Raw genomic sequence first — 22,050 nt, 5'->3', positions numbered from 1 at the left:
TATTGCATGATCTGATCATATCTCATGTGTGAAAGCAGCGCGTCATACCTATCGGGCATGATCTCTGTTGTGCTGTTCACGCTGCATCATGGTGAAAGCTTGCCAGCTTGTTTGACTCATCAGGTTAAATAAGTGGGACGCAAAACATGCGTTCCAAAGCCCTTAGAATTGAGTTTTTGATGGGAATCGTTGCCCTAGCGCTTCGACGGCCATACACATTCCTTGTCGCGGGGTTATTGATCCTGCTACTTGGTATCACGGCTGTCTTTGAAACACCGACCGATGTCTTTCCGAACATCGATATCCCCGTTGTTACTGTAGTATGGTACTATGACGGTCTTGATGCCGCAGAAACTGAGAAACGAATTAGTACCTATACTGAATTCGCAAACAGTTTTTTCGTCAACAACCTGAGGACCATTGAGAGCCAGACGACACCCGGTCTCGTTGTTGAGAAACTATATTTTCAGCCTGGGGTTAACGTCGACCTTGCCATGGCGCAAACCGTCTCGGCGACCAACTCCATTCGCGCCTTTCTCCCTCCAGGGATCCAGCCTCCAATTATCATGCAGTATAGCGCATCAAGCGTTCCGGTGCTGCAACTATCATTGTCATCCGACAAGCTAACCGAGAGTGAACTGTATGATTACGGTATTTACCGTATTCGTCAGCAGCTTGCTCCAATTCCAGGAACACTTCTGCCACCACCATTTGGTGGAAAGATTCGCCAGGTCATGGTGGATATTGACGCTACGAAGCTGGCCGGAGTGGGGTTGACGCCGTTAGATGTTTCTAACGCCATGAATGTTCAAAATCTTACGCTTCCTGGCGGTACGGTAAAGTTTGGGCCAACGCAATATGACGTTCGTATGAACGGAATGCCCGACGTTGTTGCGCGTCTTAATAACGTTCCCCTGAAACGTGACCCTAAAACTGGCGCGATTATCCGGGTCTCAGATGTGGCACAAGTCCGGGATGGAACGGCGGTACAGCAGAACGTCGTGCGTCGTGAAGGGCACCGATCCGTCCTCCTGTCGATTATGAAAGCCGGAAACGCATCAACACTCGATGTGGTTAACGCTATACGGAATCAGGTTCTACCCGTTACTCGAGCTGCGGCCCCTGCTGGCATGAAGATCGAAGAGCTATTCGATCAGTCGCTGTTCGTAAAATCGGCAATTACAGGAGTTGCATCGGAGGCGGTTATCGCTGGCCTACTCACAGCAGCCATGATTCTCGCCTTTCTTGCAAGTTGGCGCTCAACCATCATCGTTGCAATTTCTATTCCGCTAGCCATCCTGTCTTCAATCGCCATCCTGTCCTGGACAGGTCAGACATTGAACTTGATGACATTGGGTGGGTTGGCTCTTGCTGTCGGTATCCTGGTGGATGACGCAACCGTCACCATTGAGAACATTCATCGCGTACGCCACGAGGGGGCGACTTTACGTGAGGCTGTGCTGAATGGTGCTTCAGAAATTGCACTTCCAACGCTCGTCTCGACTCTTGCGATTTCCAGCGTGTTCGTATCGGTCGAGTTTCTGGTCGGTCCTTCCCGCTTCCTTTTCACGCCGATGGCTCTCGCGGTGGTTTACGCGATGCTTGCGTCTTACGCGATCAGCCGAACATTAGTCCCTATTTTTGCTGCTATTCTCTTACGTGCTGAAGAGCGGCAGGTAGAGCGTAGGCAGGCGGTTGGTCTGGGGCCAGATATGATTGCCCGTTTCGGCATTCGTTTCGATTATCGCTTCAACCGCATCAAAGATGCTTATGTTCACACTCTAACGCGGCTCATTGAAAGCAAATGGAAGGCACCTGCCATTGGTGGCGTTGCAATCCTTGCTGCAGCACTTATTGCTACTCAGGTCGGCCAGGATTTCTTTCCGACAATTGATGCCGGTGAGTTCAAACTGCATGTCCGCGCTCCAGAAGGCACTCGTCTAGAAAGTACAGAACAGACTTTCGATAAAATCGAAGACGTTATTCGTACTATCGTTCCTGAAAACGAACGAGCACTTGTGCTTGATAATATCGGAATTCCTTTCCGCTACTCCATGCCTTTTGATGATGGCTCCACTGTCGGGCCAAATGACGGCCAGATCATGGTGGCCCTCAAGGAGGGCCATCATCCGACGGCTGATTATATCCGCAAACTTCGGACAGAGCTGGCCCGTCGTTTTCCAGAGTGTATTTTTTATTTCCAGCCGGCAGATATCGTAACCCAGATTCTGAATTTCGGTCTGCCTGCACAGATTGATATCCGCATCGCGGGTTACGATGCAGCCACTAACCGCAAAGTCATGCAAGAAGTCCGTCAGGAAGTCTCACATATTCCTGGCCTCGTGGACGTCCATCTCCACCAGCAGATTGCAGCTCCAGAACTCTCCGTTGCGATTGATCGGGAGCGGGCCCTTGACCTTGGACTGACGCTTAATGATGTCGCACGTAATGTGATGGTATCACTTGCTTCGTCCAACACAGTCACACCCAACTTCTGGGTCGATCCAGCATCAGGTATTCAGTACCCTCTGGCCGTTCAAACCCCACAATACCGCATCAATACACTGAATGATCTTCAAGACACGGTCATCGCATCCGCGACTGGATCACAACATTCATCAGTTCTTCTAAGCAATGTCGCGACTATTAAACGCGGTACGGCACAAAACGTCATATCGCACAGCAACATTCAACCAACACTCGATATCTACGCGAGCGCTGAAAGCCGCGATCTCGGTAGTATTGCCCGCGATATCGACAGGGTCATCGCACGTCATCGCGGTGAACTGTCTGCAGGGAATACCATCACAGTTCAGGGTCAGATCGATAGCATGCATTCCGCTTTTGCCCGATTGGGAATTGGTCTGATGGTTGCAGCCATTGCTGTCTACCTCCTGATGGCAGTGAACTTTCAGTCCTTCATGGATCCGTTTGTCGTCGTTCTGGGACTGCCAGGCGCCATGTGCGGGATTGTATTCATGCTGTTCATCACGGGAACAACATTCTCCGTGCCATCTTTGATGGGAGCAATCATGAGTGTCGGTGTCGCTAGCGCCAACTCAATTCTGCTCGTGACATTTGCCAAGGAAAGACGTGCTGAAGGTCTCAGCGCCGTTGAAGCTGCAATCGCTGCCGGACAAGCCCGCCTTCGTCCCATTCTAATGACATCTCTCGCAATGATCATCGGTATGTTGCCCATGTCTCTGGGGCTTGGCGACGGCGGCGAGCAAAATGCTCCGCTCGGACGTGCCGTGATTGGCGGTCTGATGATGGGAACTTGCGCCACCCTGTTCATTGTCCCCTGGCTCTACACACGCCTGAGAAAAAGAGAAAGCCGCATTCTTGAGGAATACAATAATGTCTAATTCCCCCCATTCGTCTGCTGCTGTTCACGATGCACGGCGTCGCGGGCCTGTCGCCCCGTTGCTCGGCGTCGGTGCGCTCATCCTTCTTGGCTACGGATTATACGCACATAGCGAACGAGGCATTGCCGTTCGTGCGTTGGCGGATACGCGCCAAAATCAGATTCCTGACGTGAATTTCGTAAGTGCTCATAGAGAAACGAAACCGGTTTCTCTCGATCTGCCAGGCGAAACCTTACCGCAGGAAACGGCATTTATTGGCGCACGCGCGTCCGGCTACATTTCTGAGCGCCATGTTGATATTGGAACAGTTGTAAAAGCTGGGGACGTTCTGGCCATTATCCATGCGCCCGAGTTAGACCGCCAGGTATCGCAGGCCAAAGCTACACTCGAGCAGGCACGTGCCAATCTGGAGCTTGCTCGAATTACAGCCAGGCGATCAGGCGGACTTGTTGGCGGGGGGGCGGTCAGCAAGCAGAACTTTGATGCTGACCGCATCACCCAGCAGGCACAGAATGCCGCTCAGGCTGCGGCAGATGCCGCTTTGGCAGAGGTCGCCCAACGTCGCGCCTATACGACCGTTACGGCTCCATTTGATGGTGTGGTGACTGTTCGTAATGTCGAAGTAGGTGATCTTGTCAGTGCAGACAGTGCACAGGCTAAGCCTTTATTTGTGGTTGCACGCACAGACCGTCTTCGCGTACGCGTGCATGTTCCTCAGGAAGAAGCGAGCACTGTTAAAGTAGGTACACCCGCTATTCTGCACGTGCCTGACCATCCGGGTGAAAGCTTCCCCGGAACCGTAACACGTACGGGTCATGCTCTGGAGCAAGACAGCCGCATGCTTCCTGTAGAAATTGAGCTCGATAATCGTGACGGCAGACTTTCTGCTGGCGTTTATGGTTCGATCCATTTTGATCTCCCTCGTCCCGCGCCGACTTTCATTATTCCATCTGACTCTTTGATCTACAATGCTGATGGATTGTCAGTCGCAACTGTGGATCCGAATAATCATATCCGCTTGCATAACGTTATTGTCGGGAGGGACTACGGGGCAACCATAGAAGTTCAAAAAGGGCTTTCAGAAGATAATCGCCTTGTTCTGCACCCAGCATCGGCTCTTACAGAAGGGCGGCAGGTCGTGGCGCATGATGTGAATGACACAAAGGAACACGGATAATGCGTCCTTCTGTCACAATATCAACGGTCAGTATGGTACTGGCCCTTACTGGTTGCACCATGATACCAACCTATCACAGGCCGCCTTCGCCTATCGCAAAGTCATGGCCGTCCAGTGTGTTAGGATCAAACAATACAGAGGCCGTATCACTCACTAACTGGCGTGATTTCTATCGTGATCCAGTACTTCAAGATTTGATAGAGATGGCACTGGTTAACAATCGCGACCTTCAGATTGCTCAGCATCAAGTCGAAGCAGCCAGTGCGCAATTCGACATTGAAAACGCGGCTCTTTTTCCGACGCTTAACGGCACTGCGGGTGCCAACGTTCAAAAAATGAATTCCCATATCTGGAGCCTGTCACAAAGTGACAGCCCATTCTATATGCGTCAGTATGCGGTAGGGTTTGGTATCTCAGCATATGAAGTCGATTTGTGGGGGCGTATCCGTTCGGCATCACGCGCATCATTTGATCGGTATCTCGCAGATCAATTAGGTCGTGAAAGTATGCAGCTGAGCATTATTGCAGGTGTTTCGACTGCAATGTTAAACTGGGTTGCCAATAATCAGGCTTTGGCAATCACGCAGCACGTGCTTGAGAACCGTCAGCATACATATGCTTTGGTCAAACAGACCGCTAGTGTCGGCACAGGAACTCAGCTTGATGTTGCCGAAGCAGAAGCTGCTTTGCATGATGCTGAGACGAATTTACAAATATATACTCGCCAACGTGAGCAGACACTGAACCAGCTGGAGCTTCTGGTCGGCACTCCGTTGACGTCCAAAATGCGCGATGAACTGGATCACAAGGCGTCTCTGGAAGACGTTGTCCCCTTTCCTGATGTTCCAGAAGGTTTACCGTCTGATATAATCGCTCGTCGCCCTGATATTCTCTCGGCCGAACAGGCTTTAAAATCGTCTAACGATGATATCGGAGCAGCACGCGCAGAATTTTTTCCTAAAATTCAGATTACGGCCGCAAACGGCACGGCTAGTAACAACATTACCCGCCTGTTTCAGAGCGGAATGGGTGCATGGAATGTTGCGCCCCAAATTACTCTACCTCTCTTTGACGCGGGACGTCTGACGGCGCAGTTGCATCAGGCAAAAGCCCATAAGCGAGAAGAAATCGCCCGATATGAAAAAACGGTGCAAACAGCATTTAGGGAGGTCGCGGATGCTTTGTCGGGCCGTTCTACATATTTAGCGCAGTTACATGCCCAGACAGCTCTCGTAAATGCTGGGCAAAAGCAATACCAATTGGCTTTAGCTCGGTTTGAAGGAGGGTATGATCCCTACCTGGCGACCCTTGTGGCTCAGCGCACTCTATACACTGCCCAACTTGGCGCCATAACAACGAAATTGCAGCAAATGTCTAATACAATTACTTTGTATAAGACCTTAGGTGGCGGCTGGAAGGATATTGCAGCTACACCCAAAATGTCTATTGCTAACAAAATACTTTAATTTATCATAGTAAATGGACTCTGCTACAAAATTAATAACAGAGTCCTAATTTTTCCTTTAACCTCCATTGCATATTGATAAGATAGATACTTAAGGATAATTTCTTAAAGGTTTTTCTATCTATTTTGTGCTTTGGTCGTTCTAATTTTTACTCGATGCGGCAGAATTTTTTCTGCGTTTTAAGCAGTTTGGTCACTATCATTCGCTAGATTGCCACGCGTAGACGTTAATTCTCTTCGAGAACAGGAAGCGACCCAGACATCAGACGCCGGAATGCCTTGATCAAGTCTCCCTCCCCCACACGCAGCCTGGAACTATCAATGGAGATGGCATAGGTCGGCTTTCACTCGCAGATCAGCCGAAAATTTTGATCGATGAAAACATACAATTTATAGCTAAAAAACAGAACAGTGAGATCCGTAACTGGGCTCATCCTGCAGCCAGGTGGGATACTTTTTTCCCGAAGGTCTGCCTTCTCCGTGTTTGTATTGAACTGCTTTGGAGCAGCGACAACCAGCACCACATCCATGCCCGTGATGGAAACCGCCCACCCAAAGCGATGTTTTTAGCTCACCAAAACAACGATGCGATCACACAAATTGTGATGAAACTTCGGATAGTCACACAAGAGTGACGTGTAAATAACATTATTAATGTGACTTTTTTTCTAAAATTAGCGTTCTTTGTACGAACTACGATCTTTTGGATCGCTCAAATTCTTAGTTCTGTTTTGTCACCATGGATGAAACTCAAGGAGGGCTTATGACAACACCCATGAAGTGGGCTTTGATTGGGGCCAGTAACGTAGCGCAGGAATGGATGATCGACGCCATTCGCTCCCAGCAGGAAAATGTCATCAACACTGTTTTCAGTCACAGTGCTGATAGAGGAAAAAGCTATGCGCAAGCCAATGGTATTCCCTGTAGCACAACCGTCCTTGAAAGTATTCTGAAAGACCCGGAAATTCAGGCAGTTTATATCAGCTCTCGGAACGAGTTCCATAAAGATCAGGCCCTTGCTGCCGCGCGCGCTGGCAAGCACGTTCTCTGCGAAAAACCACTGGCTTTATCGCTAAACGATGCTGAAGAGATTGTCCGCGTCTGTCATGAGATGGGTGTTGTTCTTGGGACTAACCATCATTTACGTTGTTCCGCCGTGCATATCGCTCTCAGAAAGCAATTACATACTGGAGCAATCGGAAAATTGAATGCCGCTCGAGTTTTCCATGCCAATTGTCTGGCCAAGGCGATGGATGGATGGCGTCTGAATGATAGCGGGGGTGGGCTGATCCTCGATAGCACTATTCATGACATTGATACGCTACGCTTCTTACTTGGCTCCGACCCTCTGTCGGTATTTGTCATGACGCAGAGCGGACGGAAAAGTATCTCAGGCATAGAAGATGGCCTTATGGCCATCATGCGCTTCCCGGGAGATGTTCTCGTGCAGATCCACGGTTCTTATGCTGTTCCTTATGCTCCGGGGGGCGTCGAGTTTTATGGAGACGAAGCAGCTCTTATTGCGCGGGATTGCATGTCCCAGAAACCAATAGGCAGTCTCTCTCTGCGAAACGCAGAGGGTGAGCATTCAATACCTCTCATACACCATAATCTGTATCGCTACAGCGTCGCTCGTTTCCTTGCCGCTATCGATGGCAAAGGAGAACCTGCCGCAACAGGCGAAGATGGGGTGGCATCTCTCAGGATTGCGCTTGCCCTTAAAGAATCTGCTCGGACGGGGCGAGAAATAAAGGTTACCCCATCATGAGCGCAACCACGATGACGACGTCTCTTCCCCTAGATCAGGAGCGGCCTCTGGCTATGACTGAAGCATTGTCGCAGCGCCCTGAAATGGCGCCTGAAGAATTACGCCGCGCTGCCTGGACATGCTCTGTCGGAAGCGCAATGGAGTATTACGATTTCGCGCTCTACAGTCTGGCGTCCGCTCTGGTGTTTGGGCCTCTTTTCTTCCCAAGCAGCATTCCGGGCATGGGACTGGTTGGAAGTTTCGCAACCTATTTCATTGGGTTTGCTGTCCGTCCAATCGGCGGCATATTTTTCGGTCGTCTGGGGGACCGTCATGGACGCAAAAAAGTCCTACTCCTGACCGTAACGCTCATGGGATTGTCGAGCGCTGCTATCGGCCTCATTCCCTCTTATGCGACAATTGGCATTGCAGCACCTCTTCTGCTCGTCTTAATGCGCATTTTACAAGGCTTTGGCGCAGGTGCCGAACAAGCCGGCGCGGCCGTCATGATGACGGAATCTGCTCCGAAAGAGCGCCGTGGATACTTTGCTGCCCTTCCCTTTCTCGGGATCCAGATGGGAACGGTCGCAGCTGGCTTGATCTATTTTGGCATGCTTACTGGCGTACCAAATATTGCAGAAACCTGGATATGGCGTGCACCATTTCTCGGAAGTGCATTTCTTCTCGTCATCGCTCTCTATATGCGGCTGAATCTGAAGGAATCCCCAGCTTTTGCAAAGCTAAAAGAAGAGGAAGAGCATGAAGAGGTCATGCCAATCCGGGAAGTCCTGACGACATCATGGCGCCCCATAACGGCCGGTCTTGGCCTACGTATGGCCGAAAATGGCGGTTCGTCCATCTATCAAGTGCTGTCGATTAGCTATCTGGTTCATACGGTTGGCATGAGTAGCCAATGGGGTACCCTCGCCTTGATCGGCGCAGCGTTCGTCGGGGCCGTTACCATTCCGGGAGCTGGATGGCTAAGTGATCGCTACGGACGTGTCCGAGTATATCGTGCATTTGCCATCCTGCAGGCTGTCACCGCCATTCCTGTCTGGTATGTTTTTAGTCAGGGAAATCCGGTTCTTTCGATGATTGCGCTCTCTCTGGCTCTAGGCGTGGCAACCTGGGGAATGTTTGGTACGCAAGGCGCTTTCCTGCCCGAGATGTTCGGGGTACGGCATCGTTACACTGCCGTTTCGTTCACACGTGAGTTTTCGTCCGTAATTGCAGGCGGCGTCTCCCCCATGGTCGGCCAGTTCCTGATCGCGATGTTTGCTCGCTTCAATATTGGGGGGGTGACAAGTGGGAAGTTCGCATGGATACCACTAGCAACCTATGTGATCTTTCTCGCTGGATTGGCTGTACTGGCAACGTTCTTCATTCCAGAAACAAAAGGAAGAGACCTCATGTCTCAGAACGACGTATTCTAAAAATTCCCTTATTTCTACATTATTTCTGGCCATTTCCTTTTGATATTCGCCCAAAATGCAACGGAATTTCCCGACGCATCATCATTTATTTATGTCTGAGGTTAAGATGGAAACTGACTTTTCTTCCCCATTATCAGATACTTTGGTGGAGTATTCAGAACTCCTTTTGGGTGCACGCAAAAACGGACATTGCCTGCAACAGCTCCAAGCATCCCGCGCCCCCCAAAATGTAGAAGACGCGTACGCGGTACAGGATCGGGTAGCAAATGCTTTGATTTCATCTTTAGGATCAATCCAAGGATGGAAGGTTGGCGCCCCCACGCCGGACAGCGAGCCGTTCTGTGCCCCTTTACACCAGAAAACAATCTTCTCGGGAAATACTAAACTCCCCGCGGGTTTGTGCCGTTTCTATGGTATTGAAGCTGAGATTGTTTATATTTTTGGTGCATCTCTGCCGCTGCGCTCCACACCTTGGACAGAACAAGATATTCGTAAATCCATTATAAGCGCACACGCAGCAATTGAGATTTTCGATACCCGTTTCTGTAAACCCGGATCCCAGTCGGGCCTGACCCATCTGGCAGATCAGGGAAACCACGGGGCTCTTATTTACGGAGCGCCCCTGACAGACTGGCAACGCCTGGTACCCGTTGATGAACCGGTCCGTCTTATTTTGAATGGTAAAACGGTCATTGATCACGTGGGGGGAAATTCCGCTGGTGATCCGATGCGTCTTCTTGTCTGGCTTGCCAATCATGCTGCCAAGAGAGGTTTCCCCATACAGGCAGGGACTGTCGTAACCACAGGCTCCATGACTGGAACTGAATTCGTTTCTGCAGGCACGGTCGCAGAAGTCCAGATTGGCCCATTAGCACAAGTATCCGTCACACTTCCTTGAAATGAACTGATGAAAGGTTTTTGCGGTCATGAAACCGGAATTGCTTCTTGTAGAACCCATGATGCCTGAAATAGAAAATTTTCTCGATACGGCTTATATCGTTCATCGTTATGATGGATCAGTTCTGCCCGCTAATGTTGCCTCGCGTATTCGAGGGGTTGCTACAGGCGGCGGTACCGGTGTTCCAGCAACGCTCATGAAGGCTTTGACGAACCTTGAAATTATTGCCATCAATGGTGTGGGAACAGATGCCGTTGATCTGAAAGAAGCAGCACGACGCGGCATCTCCGTAACGACAACCTTGAACGTCCTGACGGATGACGTCGCAGATCTCGCCATGGCACTCATGTTGGCGGGAATGCGCGATCTGGTTCCAGGAGACCAGTTCGTCCGGAACCACCAATGGGGCGTGGGTCAGCTTCCGCTTGCACATAAGGTCACAGGACAGAAACTGGGAATTGTCGGCATGGGGCAGGTTGGACAAGCTATTGCCAAGCGTGCGCGTGGCTTTGACATGCCCGTTTCCTATTATTCCCGCCGCGATCTGACGTTGCCAGGCATCCCTTTTGTTCCCGAGCTCCGCGCGCTCGCTGCACAGAGCGATATTCTGGTGATTTCAGCTTCTGGTGGTGCACAGTCCCGACATCTCATTAACCGTGATATCATGGAAGCCCTCGGTCCATCCGGTCTGCTCGTAAATGTTTCCCGAGGGAGTGTTGTGGATGAGCAGGCTTTGGTCGAGTTACTCACACAAGGAAAACTGGGGAAGGCTGCGCTTGACGTTTTCGAAAGCGAGCCGGCAGTTCCAGAAGCCCTTCTCACGATGAAAAACGTGGTTCTACAGCCTCACCGCGCCAGCGCTACAGTGGAAACACGTCTTCAGATGGGACAGTTAGTTGTCGACAATCTGAAGGCTCATTTTGCGGGTACGCCTCTCCTGACGCCTGTGCAGTAACCTGATTGGAGGTCAAGAGCAGGCGCTGTTTCGCTCAGAACAATGCTTCGCTCCAAGGTAATACCATGATGTATTCCCTATTTTTTCGTCGGTGGCTTATTGCCCTCGGTGTTCTCTCGACGGGCTGGCTGTGCACCCACACAGCCCACGCTCAGTATCGTGGTCCTATTTCCGAAACAGCCCCTCTCTTCGCGCTGGATACTCCAACGTCCTACGCCAATACGCCTTTTACGCCGCCAGTAGAAAACATGCTCAATCCGTGGAGCAGACTGGTTAAACGCCTTAACAAAAAGGGGATTGGAATCGTTGTAGATTATACGAGCGAAAGTGCCATCGCTCTGAATGCCGGTCATGGGGGTGATGCCGGGTACGCCCATCAAATCGGGGTCGAACTGGATCTGGACTGGGAAAAGCTCATTGGTTGGAAAGGCTTCAAAACACATGCTGTGTTGGTCAACCGCGCGGGCCATAATTTAGCATCGGATATGGGGGAAAGATCCCTTAATGGCTTTCAGGAAATTTATGGTGGCGGCGGCAATGTCGGCGTTCATCTGGTATACGTTTATGGAACGCAGGACCTGTACAAGAACCGGGTTCAGATTGCCTTAGGCAAGATGCCAGTCAATATCGATTTTGCCAATTCGCCCTTGTTCTGCACATTTATGAATAAATCAAACTGCGGGATTCCAAAGTCCCTCACCCGCGGAGCGTCCGGATATGCGACGTACCCAGGATCCACATGGGGAACAAGAGTGCGTTACTGGCCTTTACATGGCGTTTATACCCAAGCCGGTTTATATGGTGTCAATCCGTATCTGAATACCAACAAATACGACCGTACCGGTTTCAGGATGGGTACGGAGCTTTATACCGGCATCTATATTCCCGTTGAAATTGGCCTCATTCCATCTTTCGGGAAGAACAATCTGGTGGGGCATTACAAGTTTGGCGTTGCGTATGATTCTTCGAATTACAGAGACGTCTATTACGATATGGCATCACAGCCAGCTGCGAGAACAGGCATGCCCTATCGTTGGACCAACGGGAAAACACAAATATGGCTTCAGGCAGACCAAATGCTGATCCGCAATGGGAATGGTCCTCTGCAGGGCCTTTACGCAATTGCCGGTTTCACAAAAAGCCAAGGCAATAACAGCCCCTACACGTATCAGGTTTATGCCGGGTTTGTAGATAGAGGCCTGATCGCCAGCCGACCGCAGGATACAATAGGCGTGGAGTGGTCAGAAACGTTTGCGAGCTCGCAATTGGTAGCATCACAGTGGATCCGGTATCGGCAAGGTTTATCTCTGCCCGGAAATGCAGATTATCCACAGAGCCACCTCATGACGTTCGAAGCAACTTACAATTTTCATGTTTTCCGTGGGATTTCGATCCAGCCGGACTATCAACATATTTGGAGAACCAATCTCCAGAAAAACAAGCCAGAAGTTGATGCTCTTGGCCTCAAGATCCATGCTGTTCTTTAGCTATTGAGCCCCGTGTTTTGATCATGTGATATCTGCACGAAAGTGGAAGGAAGCTAACGACAAGCGCTTCCATTACGACGGCCATGAGCACTTAAAAAGCAACTCAGCGACTTCATGGCAGCCGGGCAGATCAGTGATGACGCCTGGGCCTAAGGGCGTTGTGCGTTTTAGCGTTCAACGATCGTCCTTCGTTTTTCCCTATTTTATTCCTGCAAGACGTCAGCATTCAGCTTACCTCTCGTAATCAAGATTGAGGATGAAGCAAAAAATCTCTTAAATTATCGAGAAAAGTTCTAACGCGTAGGGGCACGTTGCGTCGGCTAGGCATCGTGGCAAACAATCCGATCGCCTCACCCTGATACTCGGGCAAAAGACGTACTAGCCTGCCTTGCTGCAAATCGTCGCCGACGTCCCACAAGACCTTGAACACGATGCCTTTACCTTTGAGGGCCCAGTCATGCACCACTTCGCCGCTCGTCGTCGATAAATGAGGGGCTACCTCTACGATCTGATCTTCTTCCGCACGAGATAGTCTCCAGCGATCGAGCATCCCCAGTTCATGCCCGCGCATCAGGCAAATACAACGGTGCCGATGTAACTCGGCAGGAGTTGTAGGCATGCCAAACCTCTCAAGATAGGCCGGAGAAGCACAGATCACCCGTTCGCTACTCATGATTTTCGTCGCAACAACCCCCGTTTCATTCGGCATTCCAATCCGAATGGCCAAGTCAAGGCGACTGTTAACGACATCCAGTCCTTCGTCTGACAAAAGAAGATGCACACGCAGCTTAGGAAAACGATCAGCAAATTCGCTGACAAAATCAGCCAAACGGCGGCGCCCCAGCTCAAGTGGCGCCCCGATCCGCAGGACACCACGAAGCTCCTTCTGAGTTGCAGAAATCTCTGCTTCGGCTGCCTCGATATCAATCATGATATCTACGGCGCGCTCATAAAACGTCCGTCCTTCATCCGTCAGGTCGAAACGCCTCGATGTCCTTGTGACGAGACGTACGCCCAGCCGCTCCTCCATCCGAGCCAGTCTTCGACTAGAAGCTCCTGCCGAAACGTTGAGTTGACGTGCGACTGCGGTCAGATTTCCCGCTTCCACGAGGAGTACGAAAAATCTCAGGTCACCGGCGTCATCGTGCATGAAGGGGCCATCTTTGCATTTTAGACACAGATACAATGCCTTTTATGCGACTACCAGCGCGTTAAACGCACATTCATTGTATGTTTAACAATAAATGGAGACAGACATGACGTCCGAACGCACTGTATCTTCACTCCCTCCCCTTCTGGATGCGGTTCACAACCGCGAAACCGCCTTCACGAATGAGGAGCGACGCAGAAATGGTACGCTCGGCCTCTTGCCCGACGCCGTTGAAACTCTTGATCGGCAAATGGAGCGCGTCCTGTGGCAACTTGACAGCAAGAGCAACGACCTCGAACGCTTTCTGCATCTGAACGGATTGTCACAGCGTAACGAGACACTGTTTTTCAAAGTTGTGATGTCAGATCCAAAACGCTTTCTTCCCATTGTTTACGACCCGACAATTGCTGATGCCTGCCTTCAGTACAGCCGTCTCTTCGAGAGACCACAAGGCATGTACCTTTCGTTGCGTCACAAAGGTCACGTGAAAGAAGTGCTCGCCAATTGGCCGGAAAAAGATGTGCGCTTCATTTGTGTCAGTTCCGGCGGCCGTATTCTGGGGCTCGGAGATATCGGGGCCAATGGCATGGGCATTCCGGTGGGAAAACTGCAACTCTATACGGCCTGCGCCGCCATCCCTCCTCAGGGCCTGATGCCAATGTTGCTGGATATCGGTACAACCAACCAGGAGTTGATTGACGATCCGCTCTATCTCGGCTTGCGTCAGGCACCACCATCCTCAGACGAACTCGACTCATTCGTCGATGAACTCGTCTCAGCTGTGCAAGAGCTTTATCCCCGTTGCTGCCTACATTTCGAGGATTGGAAAGGGGACGATGCCATCCGGCTACTGGCGCGATATCGCGACAAAATCCTCTGCTATAATGACGACATTCAAGGGACTGCGGCCATTACGATCGCAGGCCTCGACACCGCCCTATCGATCAAGGGTGAGGCGCTACAAGAACAGCGCATCCTGTTCTACGGCGCAGGCTCTGCCGGGGTCGGTATCGCGAATATGATCGTGAGTGCACTACAAGACGAAGGCCTTTCTGAAACTGATGCCCGCGCCCGCATCTCCATGATGGATATCAATGGCCTGATCGAACCCTCGCGGCAGGATCTTAATCCATCGCAAAAAGTGTTCGCCCACTCCCATGCAGCGACGAAAGACCTTGCGGAAGCTGTCAGAACAATCAAGCCCACTGTCCTGATCGGCGTGAGTACCCACGCGGGGGGCTTCACCGAAGAAGTCGTTCGCACCATGGCGAGCATCAACGATAAACCCGTTATTTTCGCGCTATCCAATCCTACCGACAAAGCGGAATGCACCGCCGAGCAGGCCTATCTCTGGACGGACGGCCGTGCTCTTTTCGCCGCCGGTGTCCAGTTCGATGATGTCACGCTGAATGGCAAAACGCTTACCCCCGGGCAGGCCAATAATTTTTACATCTTCCCCGCCGTGGCACTGGCTGTTTGGGCAACACAGGCACGACGCATCACCGACGAGGTTTTCCTCGAAGCTGCCAAGGCGACCGCTGAGCAAGTCACAATGGAGCAACGTGCCCACGGCCTGCTTTTTCCACCACAAAAAGATGTCCTACGCGTGGAGATCAACACAGCCATCAAAGTCGCGCGTCAAATCTTCAAATCGGGCCTGGCGCAGGTCCCTGAACCCGTGGACATCGTGGACTGGATTGAAGCTAAGCTCTACCGTCCCGAATACTCCACGTTAGAGAAGAGCTGATCCATGGCTCTCCCACTTCATCTGCATGACATCCCGATCGGTCTCAACGTTTCCGGAACACGTATCGAAACAGACTCCATGGGGCAGATCGGCGTCCCAGCCGACCGCTACTGGGGCGCCCAGACGCAGCGCAGTCTTGAGCATTTTTCTATTGGTGACGACCGGATGCCAAAGGAAGTGTATCATGCCTATGGGATTGTCAAAAAAGCTGCAGCACAGGTCAACGCGACAGGTGGTCGCCTGACCGCTCTCAAAGCATGTGCAATTATTCAAGCATGTGATGAGGTCATTGTTGGCAAACTGGATGCTCATTTCCCGCTCTTTGTCTGGCAGACTGGATCGGGGACGCAGAGCAACATGAACATCAACGAAGTGGTTTCCAACCGCGCGATTCAGCTTCTAGGGGGTACACTCGGTAGCAAAAATCCCGTTCACCCAAACGACGATGTCAACATGGGCATGTCGAGCAACGACAGTTTCCCGACAGCAATGCATATTGCGACGCTGACACTCCTTGATGACCGGCTGCTTCCGGAGCTTGATGCTCTGGCCACCACCATCGAGAGGAAAGCAGAGCTCTGGATGGATGTTGTCAAGATCGGGCGCACGCATCTCGAAGACGCCGTACCTCTAACGGTTGGGCAGGAGTGGTCCGGCTATGCTCACCAGATCCGAGAGACCATCGCAAATCTGAAACTGGTACGCACAGGGCTATTCGAGCTAGCGATTGGTGGAACAGCCGTGGGAACCGGCCTGAATGCACCTAAAGGTTTCAGTGTGGATATGGCAAATGCCATAGCTCAACTAACGGGCAAGCCATATGTTACCGCACCGAACAAATTTGCCGCCCAAGGTACTTTAGATGCCATGGTTCGCATGAGCGCAGCCTTACGAGGAGTGGCCGTAGCGCTCATGAAGATCGCCAACGACATGCGCTGGCTGGCTTCCGGGCCACGATGCGGGTTTGGTGAATTGCACCTGCCAGAAAATGAACCTGGGTCATCGATCATGCCGGGTAAGGTCAATCCAACCCAATGCGAGGCACTCGTCATGATCGCGATCCAGGTCATCGGTGACGATACCGCTGTCGCATTCGCCGGCAGTCAGGGCAATTTCGAACTCAACGCCATGCGGCCGATCGTTATCAATAACGTACTGCATGCAATCCGTATTTTATCTGATGGTTGTCAGAAATTCCATCAGTATTCTGTCGAAGGTACAGAACTTAATCGGAAACGTATCCGTGAAATGGTCTCGCGATCAGTCATGTTAGTGACAGCACTTAGTCCTGACATCGGATACGACAAAGCTTCTGCCATTGCCCATATGGCGATGGAGCATGATCTAACACTTAGAGACGCTGCTCTGAAGAGCGGTTACATTGATGATCAGACCTTTGATCGGCTTGCCGATCCCATGACAATGGTCGGTCACGGCGTCGGTGGGGCTTGATTGGGGAAGCGCTCCAAGACCATAGGACTGCTGCCCGTAAAAGATTTGGAGCGCATCTCCGAGACTTTTTATTTTTGATCTAACAGATGCATTGAGATGTGAACTTAGAACGCTCAGTCGAGCGGAACCAAACCGGAGCAAGCCCAGATTTCCTGTACGCTTTCCCATTCTGGCGCAGCATCCGCTGCACCTTTTCGGGTGGTTGCCAGCGCACCGCAGGCGGCAGCCACCCGTGTTGCCTGCTCAAGCGTTTCACCTTGTGCCAAAGACACAGCAAGACCCGCATTGAAGCAATCTCCTGCTGCAACCGTATCAATCGGCGTCACTTTGAACGGCGGGCAGAAGCCATCCCGTTTACCGTCGTTCCAGTAAACACCGCGAGCACCCATCTTTATCAATACGGCCTTTGCCCCTTTTGCCATGAGCACGGAAGCCGCCTGCGATGCTTCCTCAACATTGTGCGGCTTGATACCCGTAAGAAGTGCCGTCTCGTTCTCATTAGGCGTTAAAACGTCTGTTTCCTGCCACAGTGCATCAAGCAAACCTGTCTCGGGCACAGGGGCCGGATCAAGAATGACAACAGCACCTGACTGGCGGGCAAGACGCGCCGCAGCGAGGACAGCGGGCTGGGGAATTTCAAGCTGTAACAGCAGAACACTTGCACGTGTCAGCCATGGGGTAGCAGCCACCACATCAGTCTCGTCAACAGCCATATTTGCGCCACCGGCAACAGTGATGCAGTTCTCCCCTGCCGCATCGATACCAATCAGTGCAACTCCCGTTGGGTTGGCTGGATCGTCCAGCAGCGGGGAAAGGTCTACCCCAAAAGTTTTGAGAGCCGTTCTCGCTTCAGTCCCAAAAGTATCATTTCCAACACGCCCGGCGAGCGCGACTTCAAGCCCAAGCGCCTTTGCGAGCCTTGCCGCAGCAGCGGCCTGATTGCTGCCTTTCCCGCCCAGTCCCACGGTATAGCTTTCTGCATGAACGGTCTCACCTGGCTTCGGCAGACGTAGCGTCCGTGCCGTAAGATCAATGTTGATGCTACCAAAAGAGAGAATGAGCGGCGGAGAGACAGGCATAGTGTTCGCTTTGCTGGCTTAAATGACTTGTTCCACACTTTATAGAAATTTGTCCGCAGGAGGAGATAGGTATTTCCCGATCCAAGGAACACCTTCGCGACTGAATCGTTAGGGCACAATTGTATTAATGCTATGCATTTAAAACCGTCCTGAGGCGGATGGAGGAGATTTTGGTATGAAGCTTTTTCCCGCAATACATCAGGCGTCATCTGCCTTTTTCGGAGGTTCCATCCGAGCCGGCTCCGTAATGCTAGCTCTTGCCTTGTGCGCCTCCACAGGGCTGACGGCCCGCGCGTCTGAAGCATTTCTTCCGCTGGTAGAACCAGCAACGCAAAATTTTACCCCCGGTAAAATCACGTATGCCCAGCTTACAACACCAGACCTTGAGCAGTCCAAAAAATTCTATGGTCAGCTTTTCGGATGGACATTCAAAGACATGAACGTCTCGCACGGACGTTATGCCCAAGTCATGGTCGCAGGCCAGAACATTGCGAGTGTTGTTGAACGTCCCCTTCCTCACAGCTCCGCACACCTTCAGCCTATCTGGTTGCCATTCATTTCTACGGCTGATGCAACGCTTCTGGCAGGTCAGGCCAAGACCTGGGGGGGTAAGATACTGTTCAAGCCTCATGATATTCCTGGGCTGGGAAAAGAGACGATCATTCAGGACCCTCAGGGCGGATTATTCGCAGCCCTGCAATCAAGCAGCGGAGATCCCGTTGATACGGAGGGTCCGGTGACGTCCGGTGCATGGATCTGGAATTCCCTCCTGACACCCTCTCCCGGAAATTCAGCCGGTTTTTACCAGAAGCTCTTTTCTTACAGGATCGAGAAAGACGCCGAAACCAAAAGCAAAGACGGTTACTTGCTCGAATCACAATCTTTCGCTCGCGCAACAATAAATCCGCTACCGCCTCATTTGCCGTCTGATACGCAAGCCAGATGGATAAACTTTATTCAGGTGGACAATGTGGCGCAGAGCGCAGAGCAGGCGCGCAAGCTCGGCGGGAAGGTTCTTGTTGAACCTCATATGGATCACAATAACAGCATGATTGCCATCATCGCAGATCCAGCAGGTGCGGTTCTGGGCATCATGGAATGGCGAGACGCGACAACGGCAGGAGAAGCAAAATGATCAAACAGCTTCCCGGAAAATTTGCACTGCTCGCAATTGCTGGTCTTAGTGGTCTGCTGTCAGGCTGCGTTGGTTATGACGGATACGGCGGCGGTAGCTACGGCGTAGGATACTACAACAATTATAGTCCAGGCTGGAACAGCGGCTGGGGTGGCTGGGGTAACGGCTATGGCGTTGGCCCATACAATAATTATGGACCACGTTGGCGCGGACGCCCCCCACGCGGAGGATTTAACGGTGGCGGTCGACCAGGAGGCCCCGGCGGCGGTGGGTTCCATGGAGGACGCCCCGGAGGTGGAGGCCCAGGTGGTGGTGGTGGCCGTCCGGGTGGACCCGGTGGCGGAGGTGGTCATGGAGGCGGCGGTGGCCACGGTGGTGGCGGTCGGCGTTAGGATCTACAGTGGCTGATTTTAAACCATGAACACACCCGCAAACAGATCTGATGTTTGACTGGACTGGCGTTTAGGGTATTGCCATAGCCTTCGATGGTTCCTCTCCGGAGGATGAAAAGGGAACGCAGTGTAATGCTGCGGCTGCCCCCGCAACTGTATATGGTGAGACAGACGATACCGGATCGTACGGATCCAGCCACTGAAGCGGAAGCTTTGGGAAGGTCAATCGTCGGTTGCTGAGCCATGAGCCAGGAGACCTGCCATCAAAAATGGTCACGGACGAGGCCGCCGGGCGGGGTGCACCGGAGGCGGCAAAGCGTAAGCCACGCCCATCGTAGTGACGCATTGTTGAAGAAGCTTGCGTTACCCATGCGGAATTTCCGTCTCATAGGGTCATTACCCTTTGCCGCCTTCTCTCTTGTCAGCCCTGCCCTCGCGACACCTCAGACAGAAGAATACGTGACCGCTCACGGCAAGGCACAGTCTCTTAAAAATTCACCGGTTATTGGCGGCAGGCTGGGCCTGTCGGTTCAGCACAATCCGGCGACCATCAACATCATTCAGCGTTCCCTGATGGAACAGCGCGGATATGCTCATGCTGAAGAAGCGGCAGACAGCGCTCCCGGTGTATCCTCCGGGGGGTCTCCCGGATCGCCAGCGCAATTCATGATGCGCGGCTTTAGCGGAAGCCAGATCCTGATCCTGCGCGACGGGATTTACTACGGCCCAACAACGATGGTGAACCGCCCCCTGAATACATTCAATCTGGAAAGCGTTCAGGTTCTCAAGGGCCCTTCATCTGTACTTTATGGACAGGGTGCCGTGGGCGGAACCGTCGACATGCGAACGCGCGATCCGGTTTTTGATGCGCCCCATGCCAATGCACTCGTTTCCTATGGCAGCTTCAACACATGGAACGCAGGTGTGGGTGGGTCTATTCCCATCACCAAAACGTTGGCAATACGAAGCGACTTCAGCCGTACATCCTCAGATGGCTACGTCAAAGGTGCAGATCCACACAGCAATGACTTTACGACAACACTTCTGTGGCATCCTAACCGGTCATTCTCCGCGCGCCTGAGTGTTGATTACCTCACAGACCAGCTATCGACATATTACGGCACCCCCTTGGTCAATCTAGGCCAGACTGGTGATGCGGCAGGCGGCCTGCTCCACTCCTCAACGGGTCTGGGTGTTACGAAATCGTCGCTTTGGAAATATTACAACGTCCGGGATCCAAAAGCAGGCTCAGTCAACGCAACGCCCACCCTGCACCTCTCCTGGACGCTGTCACCGCATGTCACGCTCCATAACAAAAGCTATTTTATCTACGCCAAGCGACGCTGGAACAATGCCGAGGCGTACAGCTATATCTCGCAAGCCGGTTCAACCGATGCGGCAGGAAACCCAATCACACAGGGCAGCATCGGCCGGGACCGGTTTTACGTCTATCAGAACCAACACCAAGTGGGAGATACGATAGACGGCCAGTTTGATTTTCACATTCTGGGCTTTAAAAACCGCGTCGTGGTCGGAGGGGACGCATATTACCTGCGCTTCATCCGAAATCGCGGCTTTCCCGATGCGACCTATGCGGACAGCGTCTCCCTCACCTCGCCGGATGGCGGCTCTACTGGAGATTTTGCGGGCGAGTTTCCTTATCGCAAATCACCAACAACGATGCTGGATGCTGGCATCTTCATGGAGGACGTCCTGACCCTGCGCAAAGATCTACGGTTGGTGGGAGGCTTTCGCTATGACTGGCTTTCTCTGAACCGTCAGAACTTTAACCAGAATGACTCGTTCAGCGCCGCCAGTAGCTTCAAGGGGCATTATAACCCGTCCAACTTCCGCATAGGTCCTGTCTATGATCTGACAGACAATATCAGCCTCTATGGCGTTTATACGACCGCGGAAGACCCACCGGGCTCAAATCTCTTCACGGCAAATCGTGGCCAGTTCACACGTCTCAGCACGTCCAGACAGGGCGAAATCGGCCTAAAAGCTACCGCTCTTGGCGGACGGGCAACAACAACCCTGTCACTTTTCGATATCCGCCGCGCGCATGTCCTTGTCTCAACCGGCCCTGACACCGTTGCGACGGCGGGAAGTCAGAAATCACGCGGTGTGGAATGGCAGGGCGATATTACGTTCAACAAACACTGGAGCTTGTCTGGAAATGTTGCCTATACCTATTCCCGGTATGGTAACTTCCAGCCAAGCGCTACGATCAATGCTTCAGGCAATAAAGTCCCGGATGTGCCCGCAGTGACTGCAAATCTCTGGGCTGTCTGGTCGCGCGCCGCCAACCTCCCGCTCGATCTGGGTGCGGGCATGAGATATGTGTCCGAACGGAAGGGCAACTATGCAAACACCCTTTCCCTGAATGACTATGCATTAGTGAATGTCTTCGCGGGCTGGCATGCCTATCACGGGGTCACGGTCTATGGCCGAATAGACAATCTGGCGAACAAACACTTCATCCAATGGGCTGATACCAGCTACCCGAGCGAAGTTATGCTTGGTGCGCCGCGTTCGTTTTCGATCAGCCTGCAGGCAGGTTTTTAA

At 52.1% G+C, this 22,050-nt stretch carries 16 protein-coding genes and 1 riboswitch; of the genes, 14 read left to right on the top strand and 2 right to left on the bottom strand.

Features of this window, described 5'->3' with window-relative positions; genetic code table 11:
• Nucleotides 1–146: 146 nt before the first annotated feature.
• From GWA01_RS03840 to GWA01_RS03800, 9 genes are all read left to right on the top strand, one after another.
• Entirely contained in the window at nt 147–3,365 is a 3,219-nt protein-coding gene (locus GWA01_RS03840; RefSeq protein ID WP_228118316.1) for an efflux RND transporter permease subunit, read from the top strand.
• Entirely contained in the window at nt 3,358–4,542 is a 1,185-nt protein-coding gene (locus tag GWA01_RS03835) for an efflux RND transporter periplasmic adaptor subunit (RefSeq protein ID WP_146794187.1), read from the top strand. Before GWA01_RS03840 ends, GWA01_RS03835 begins: the two co-directional genes overlap by 8 nt.
• On the top strand, nt 4,542–6,008 hold the full coding sequence (locus GWA01_RS03830; RefSeq protein ID WP_228118314.1) for an efflux transporter outer membrane subunit: 1,467 nt from the start codon (nt 4,542–4,544) through the stop codon (nt 6,006–6,008). The genes GWA01_RS03835 and GWA01_RS03830 overlap by 1 nt, the downstream gene beginning before the upstream one ends.
• Nucleotides 6,009–6,375: 367 nt before the next feature.
• A complete protein-coding gene (locus GWA01_RS03825) occupies nt 6,376–6,642 on the top strand; it encodes a hypothetical protein (RefSeq protein ID WP_146794183.1) in 267 nt (88 codons plus the stop codon).
• Between the two features lie 128 nt (nt 6,643–6,770).
• Complete coding sequence (locus tag GWA01_RS03820) at nt 6,771–7,775, top strand: Gfo/Idh/MocA family protein (protein WP_146794181.1); 1,005 nt, start codon at nt 6,771–6,773, stop codon at nt 7,773–7,775.
• Nucleotides 7,772–9,187: an MFS transporter gene (locus tag GWA01_RS03815; protein WP_146794179.1), complete on the top strand. Its 1,416-nt coding sequence runs from the start codon at nt 7,772–7,774 to the stop codon at nt 9,185–9,187. Before GWA01_RS03820 ends, GWA01_RS03815 begins: the two co-directional genes overlap by 4 nt.
• 55 nt (nt 9,188–9,242) lie before the next feature.
• Nucleotides 9,243–10,085: a 2-keto-4-pentenoate hydratase gene (locus GWA01_RS03810; RefSeq protein ID WP_228118312.1), complete on the top strand. Its 843-nt coding sequence runs from the start codon at nt 9,243–9,245 to the stop codon at nt 10,083–10,085.
• 28 nt (nt 10,086–10,113) lie between these two features.
• A complete protein-coding gene (locus GWA01_RS03805) occupies nt 10,114–11,040 on the top strand; it encodes a 2-hydroxyacid dehydrogenase (RefSeq protein WP_146794177.1) in 927 nt (308 codons plus the stop codon).
• A gap of 65 nt (nt 11,041–11,105) precedes the next feature.
• The gene (locus tag GWA01_RS03800) at nt 11,106–12,527 is read left to right on the top strand and encodes a carbohydrate porin (RefSeq protein WP_228118310.1); all 1,422 of its coding nucleotides are present in this window, start codon (nt 11,106–11,108) and stop codon (nt 12,525–12,527) included.
• Nucleotides 12,528–12,771: 244 nt separating this feature from the next.
• Here GWA01_RS03800 and GWA01_RS03795 read toward each other — a convergent pair whose 3' ends face one another.
• A complete protein-coding gene (locus tag GWA01_RS03795) occupies nt 12,772–13,677 on the bottom strand; it encodes a LysR family transcriptional regulator (protein WP_146794175.1) in 906 nt (301 codons plus the stop codon).
• A 106-nt stretch (nt 13,678–13,783) separates the two neighbouring features.
• Here GWA01_RS03795 and GWA01_RS03790 point away from each other — a divergent pair, with 106 nt between their 5' ends.
• Together GWA01_RS03790 and fumC are read left to right on the top strand one after the other, a co-directional pair.
• Complete coding sequence (locus GWA01_RS03790; protein ID WP_146794172.1) at nt 13,784–15,424, top strand: NAD-dependent malic enzyme; 1,641 nt, start codon at nt 13,784–13,786, stop codon at nt 15,422–15,424.
• Between the two features lie 3 nt (nt 15,425–15,427).
• On the top strand, nt 15,428–16,876 hold the full coding sequence (gene fumC / locus GWA01_RS03785; protein ID WP_146794170.1) for a class II fumarate hydratase: 1,449 nt from the start codon (nt 15,428–15,430) through the stop codon (nt 16,874–16,876).
• Between the two features lie 113 nt (nt 16,877–16,989).
• Here fumC and rbsK read toward each other — a convergent pair whose 3' ends face one another.
• Nucleotides 16,990–17,955 (bottom strand): ribokinase, encoded by a 966-nt coding sequence (rbsK, locus tag GWA01_RS03780; protein ID WP_146794168.1) that lies wholly within the window; start codon nt 17,953–17,955, stop codon nt 16,990–16,992.
• A gap of 175 nt (nt 17,956–18,130) precedes the next feature.
• Here rbsK and GWA01_RS03775 point away from each other — a divergent pair, with 175 nt between their 5' ends.
• The 3 genes from GWA01_RS03775 (at nt 18,131) to GWA01_RS03765 (ending at nt 22,050) form a co-directional block, all read left to right on the top strand.
• Nucleotides 18,131–19,090 (top strand): VOC family protein, encoded by a 960-nt coding sequence (locus GWA01_RS03775; RefSeq protein ID WP_146794166.1) that lies wholly within the window; start codon nt 18,131–18,133, stop codon nt 19,088–19,090.
• The gene (locus GWA01_RS03770) at nt 19,087–19,482 is read left to right on the top strand and encodes a hypothetical protein (RefSeq protein WP_146794164.1); all 396 of its coding nucleotides are present in this window, start codon (nt 19,087–19,089) and stop codon (nt 19,480–19,482) included. Before GWA01_RS03775 ends, GWA01_RS03770 begins: the two co-directional genes overlap by 4 nt.
• 77 nt (nt 19,483–19,559) lie before the next feature.
• Nucleotides 19,560–19,761: riboswitch (cobalamin riboswitch) on the top strand.
• Nucleotides 19,762–19,851: 90 nt separating this feature from the next.
• Nucleotides 19,852–22,050, top strand: coding sequence for a TonB-dependent receptor (locus tag GWA01_RS03765; RefSeq protein ID WP_146794162.1), 2,199 nt, complete (start codon nt 19,852–19,854; stop codon nt 22,048–22,050).

Source organism: Gluconobacter wancherniae NBRC 103581 (assembly GCF_007988885.1).
Lineage (GTDB): Bacteria > Pseudomonadota > Alphaproteobacteria > Acetobacterales > Acetobacteraceae > Gluconobacter > Gluconobacter wancherniae.
The sequence above is the reverse complement of the archived record's forward strand: the minus strand, read 5'-3'. Positions and strand labels throughout refer to the sequence as shown.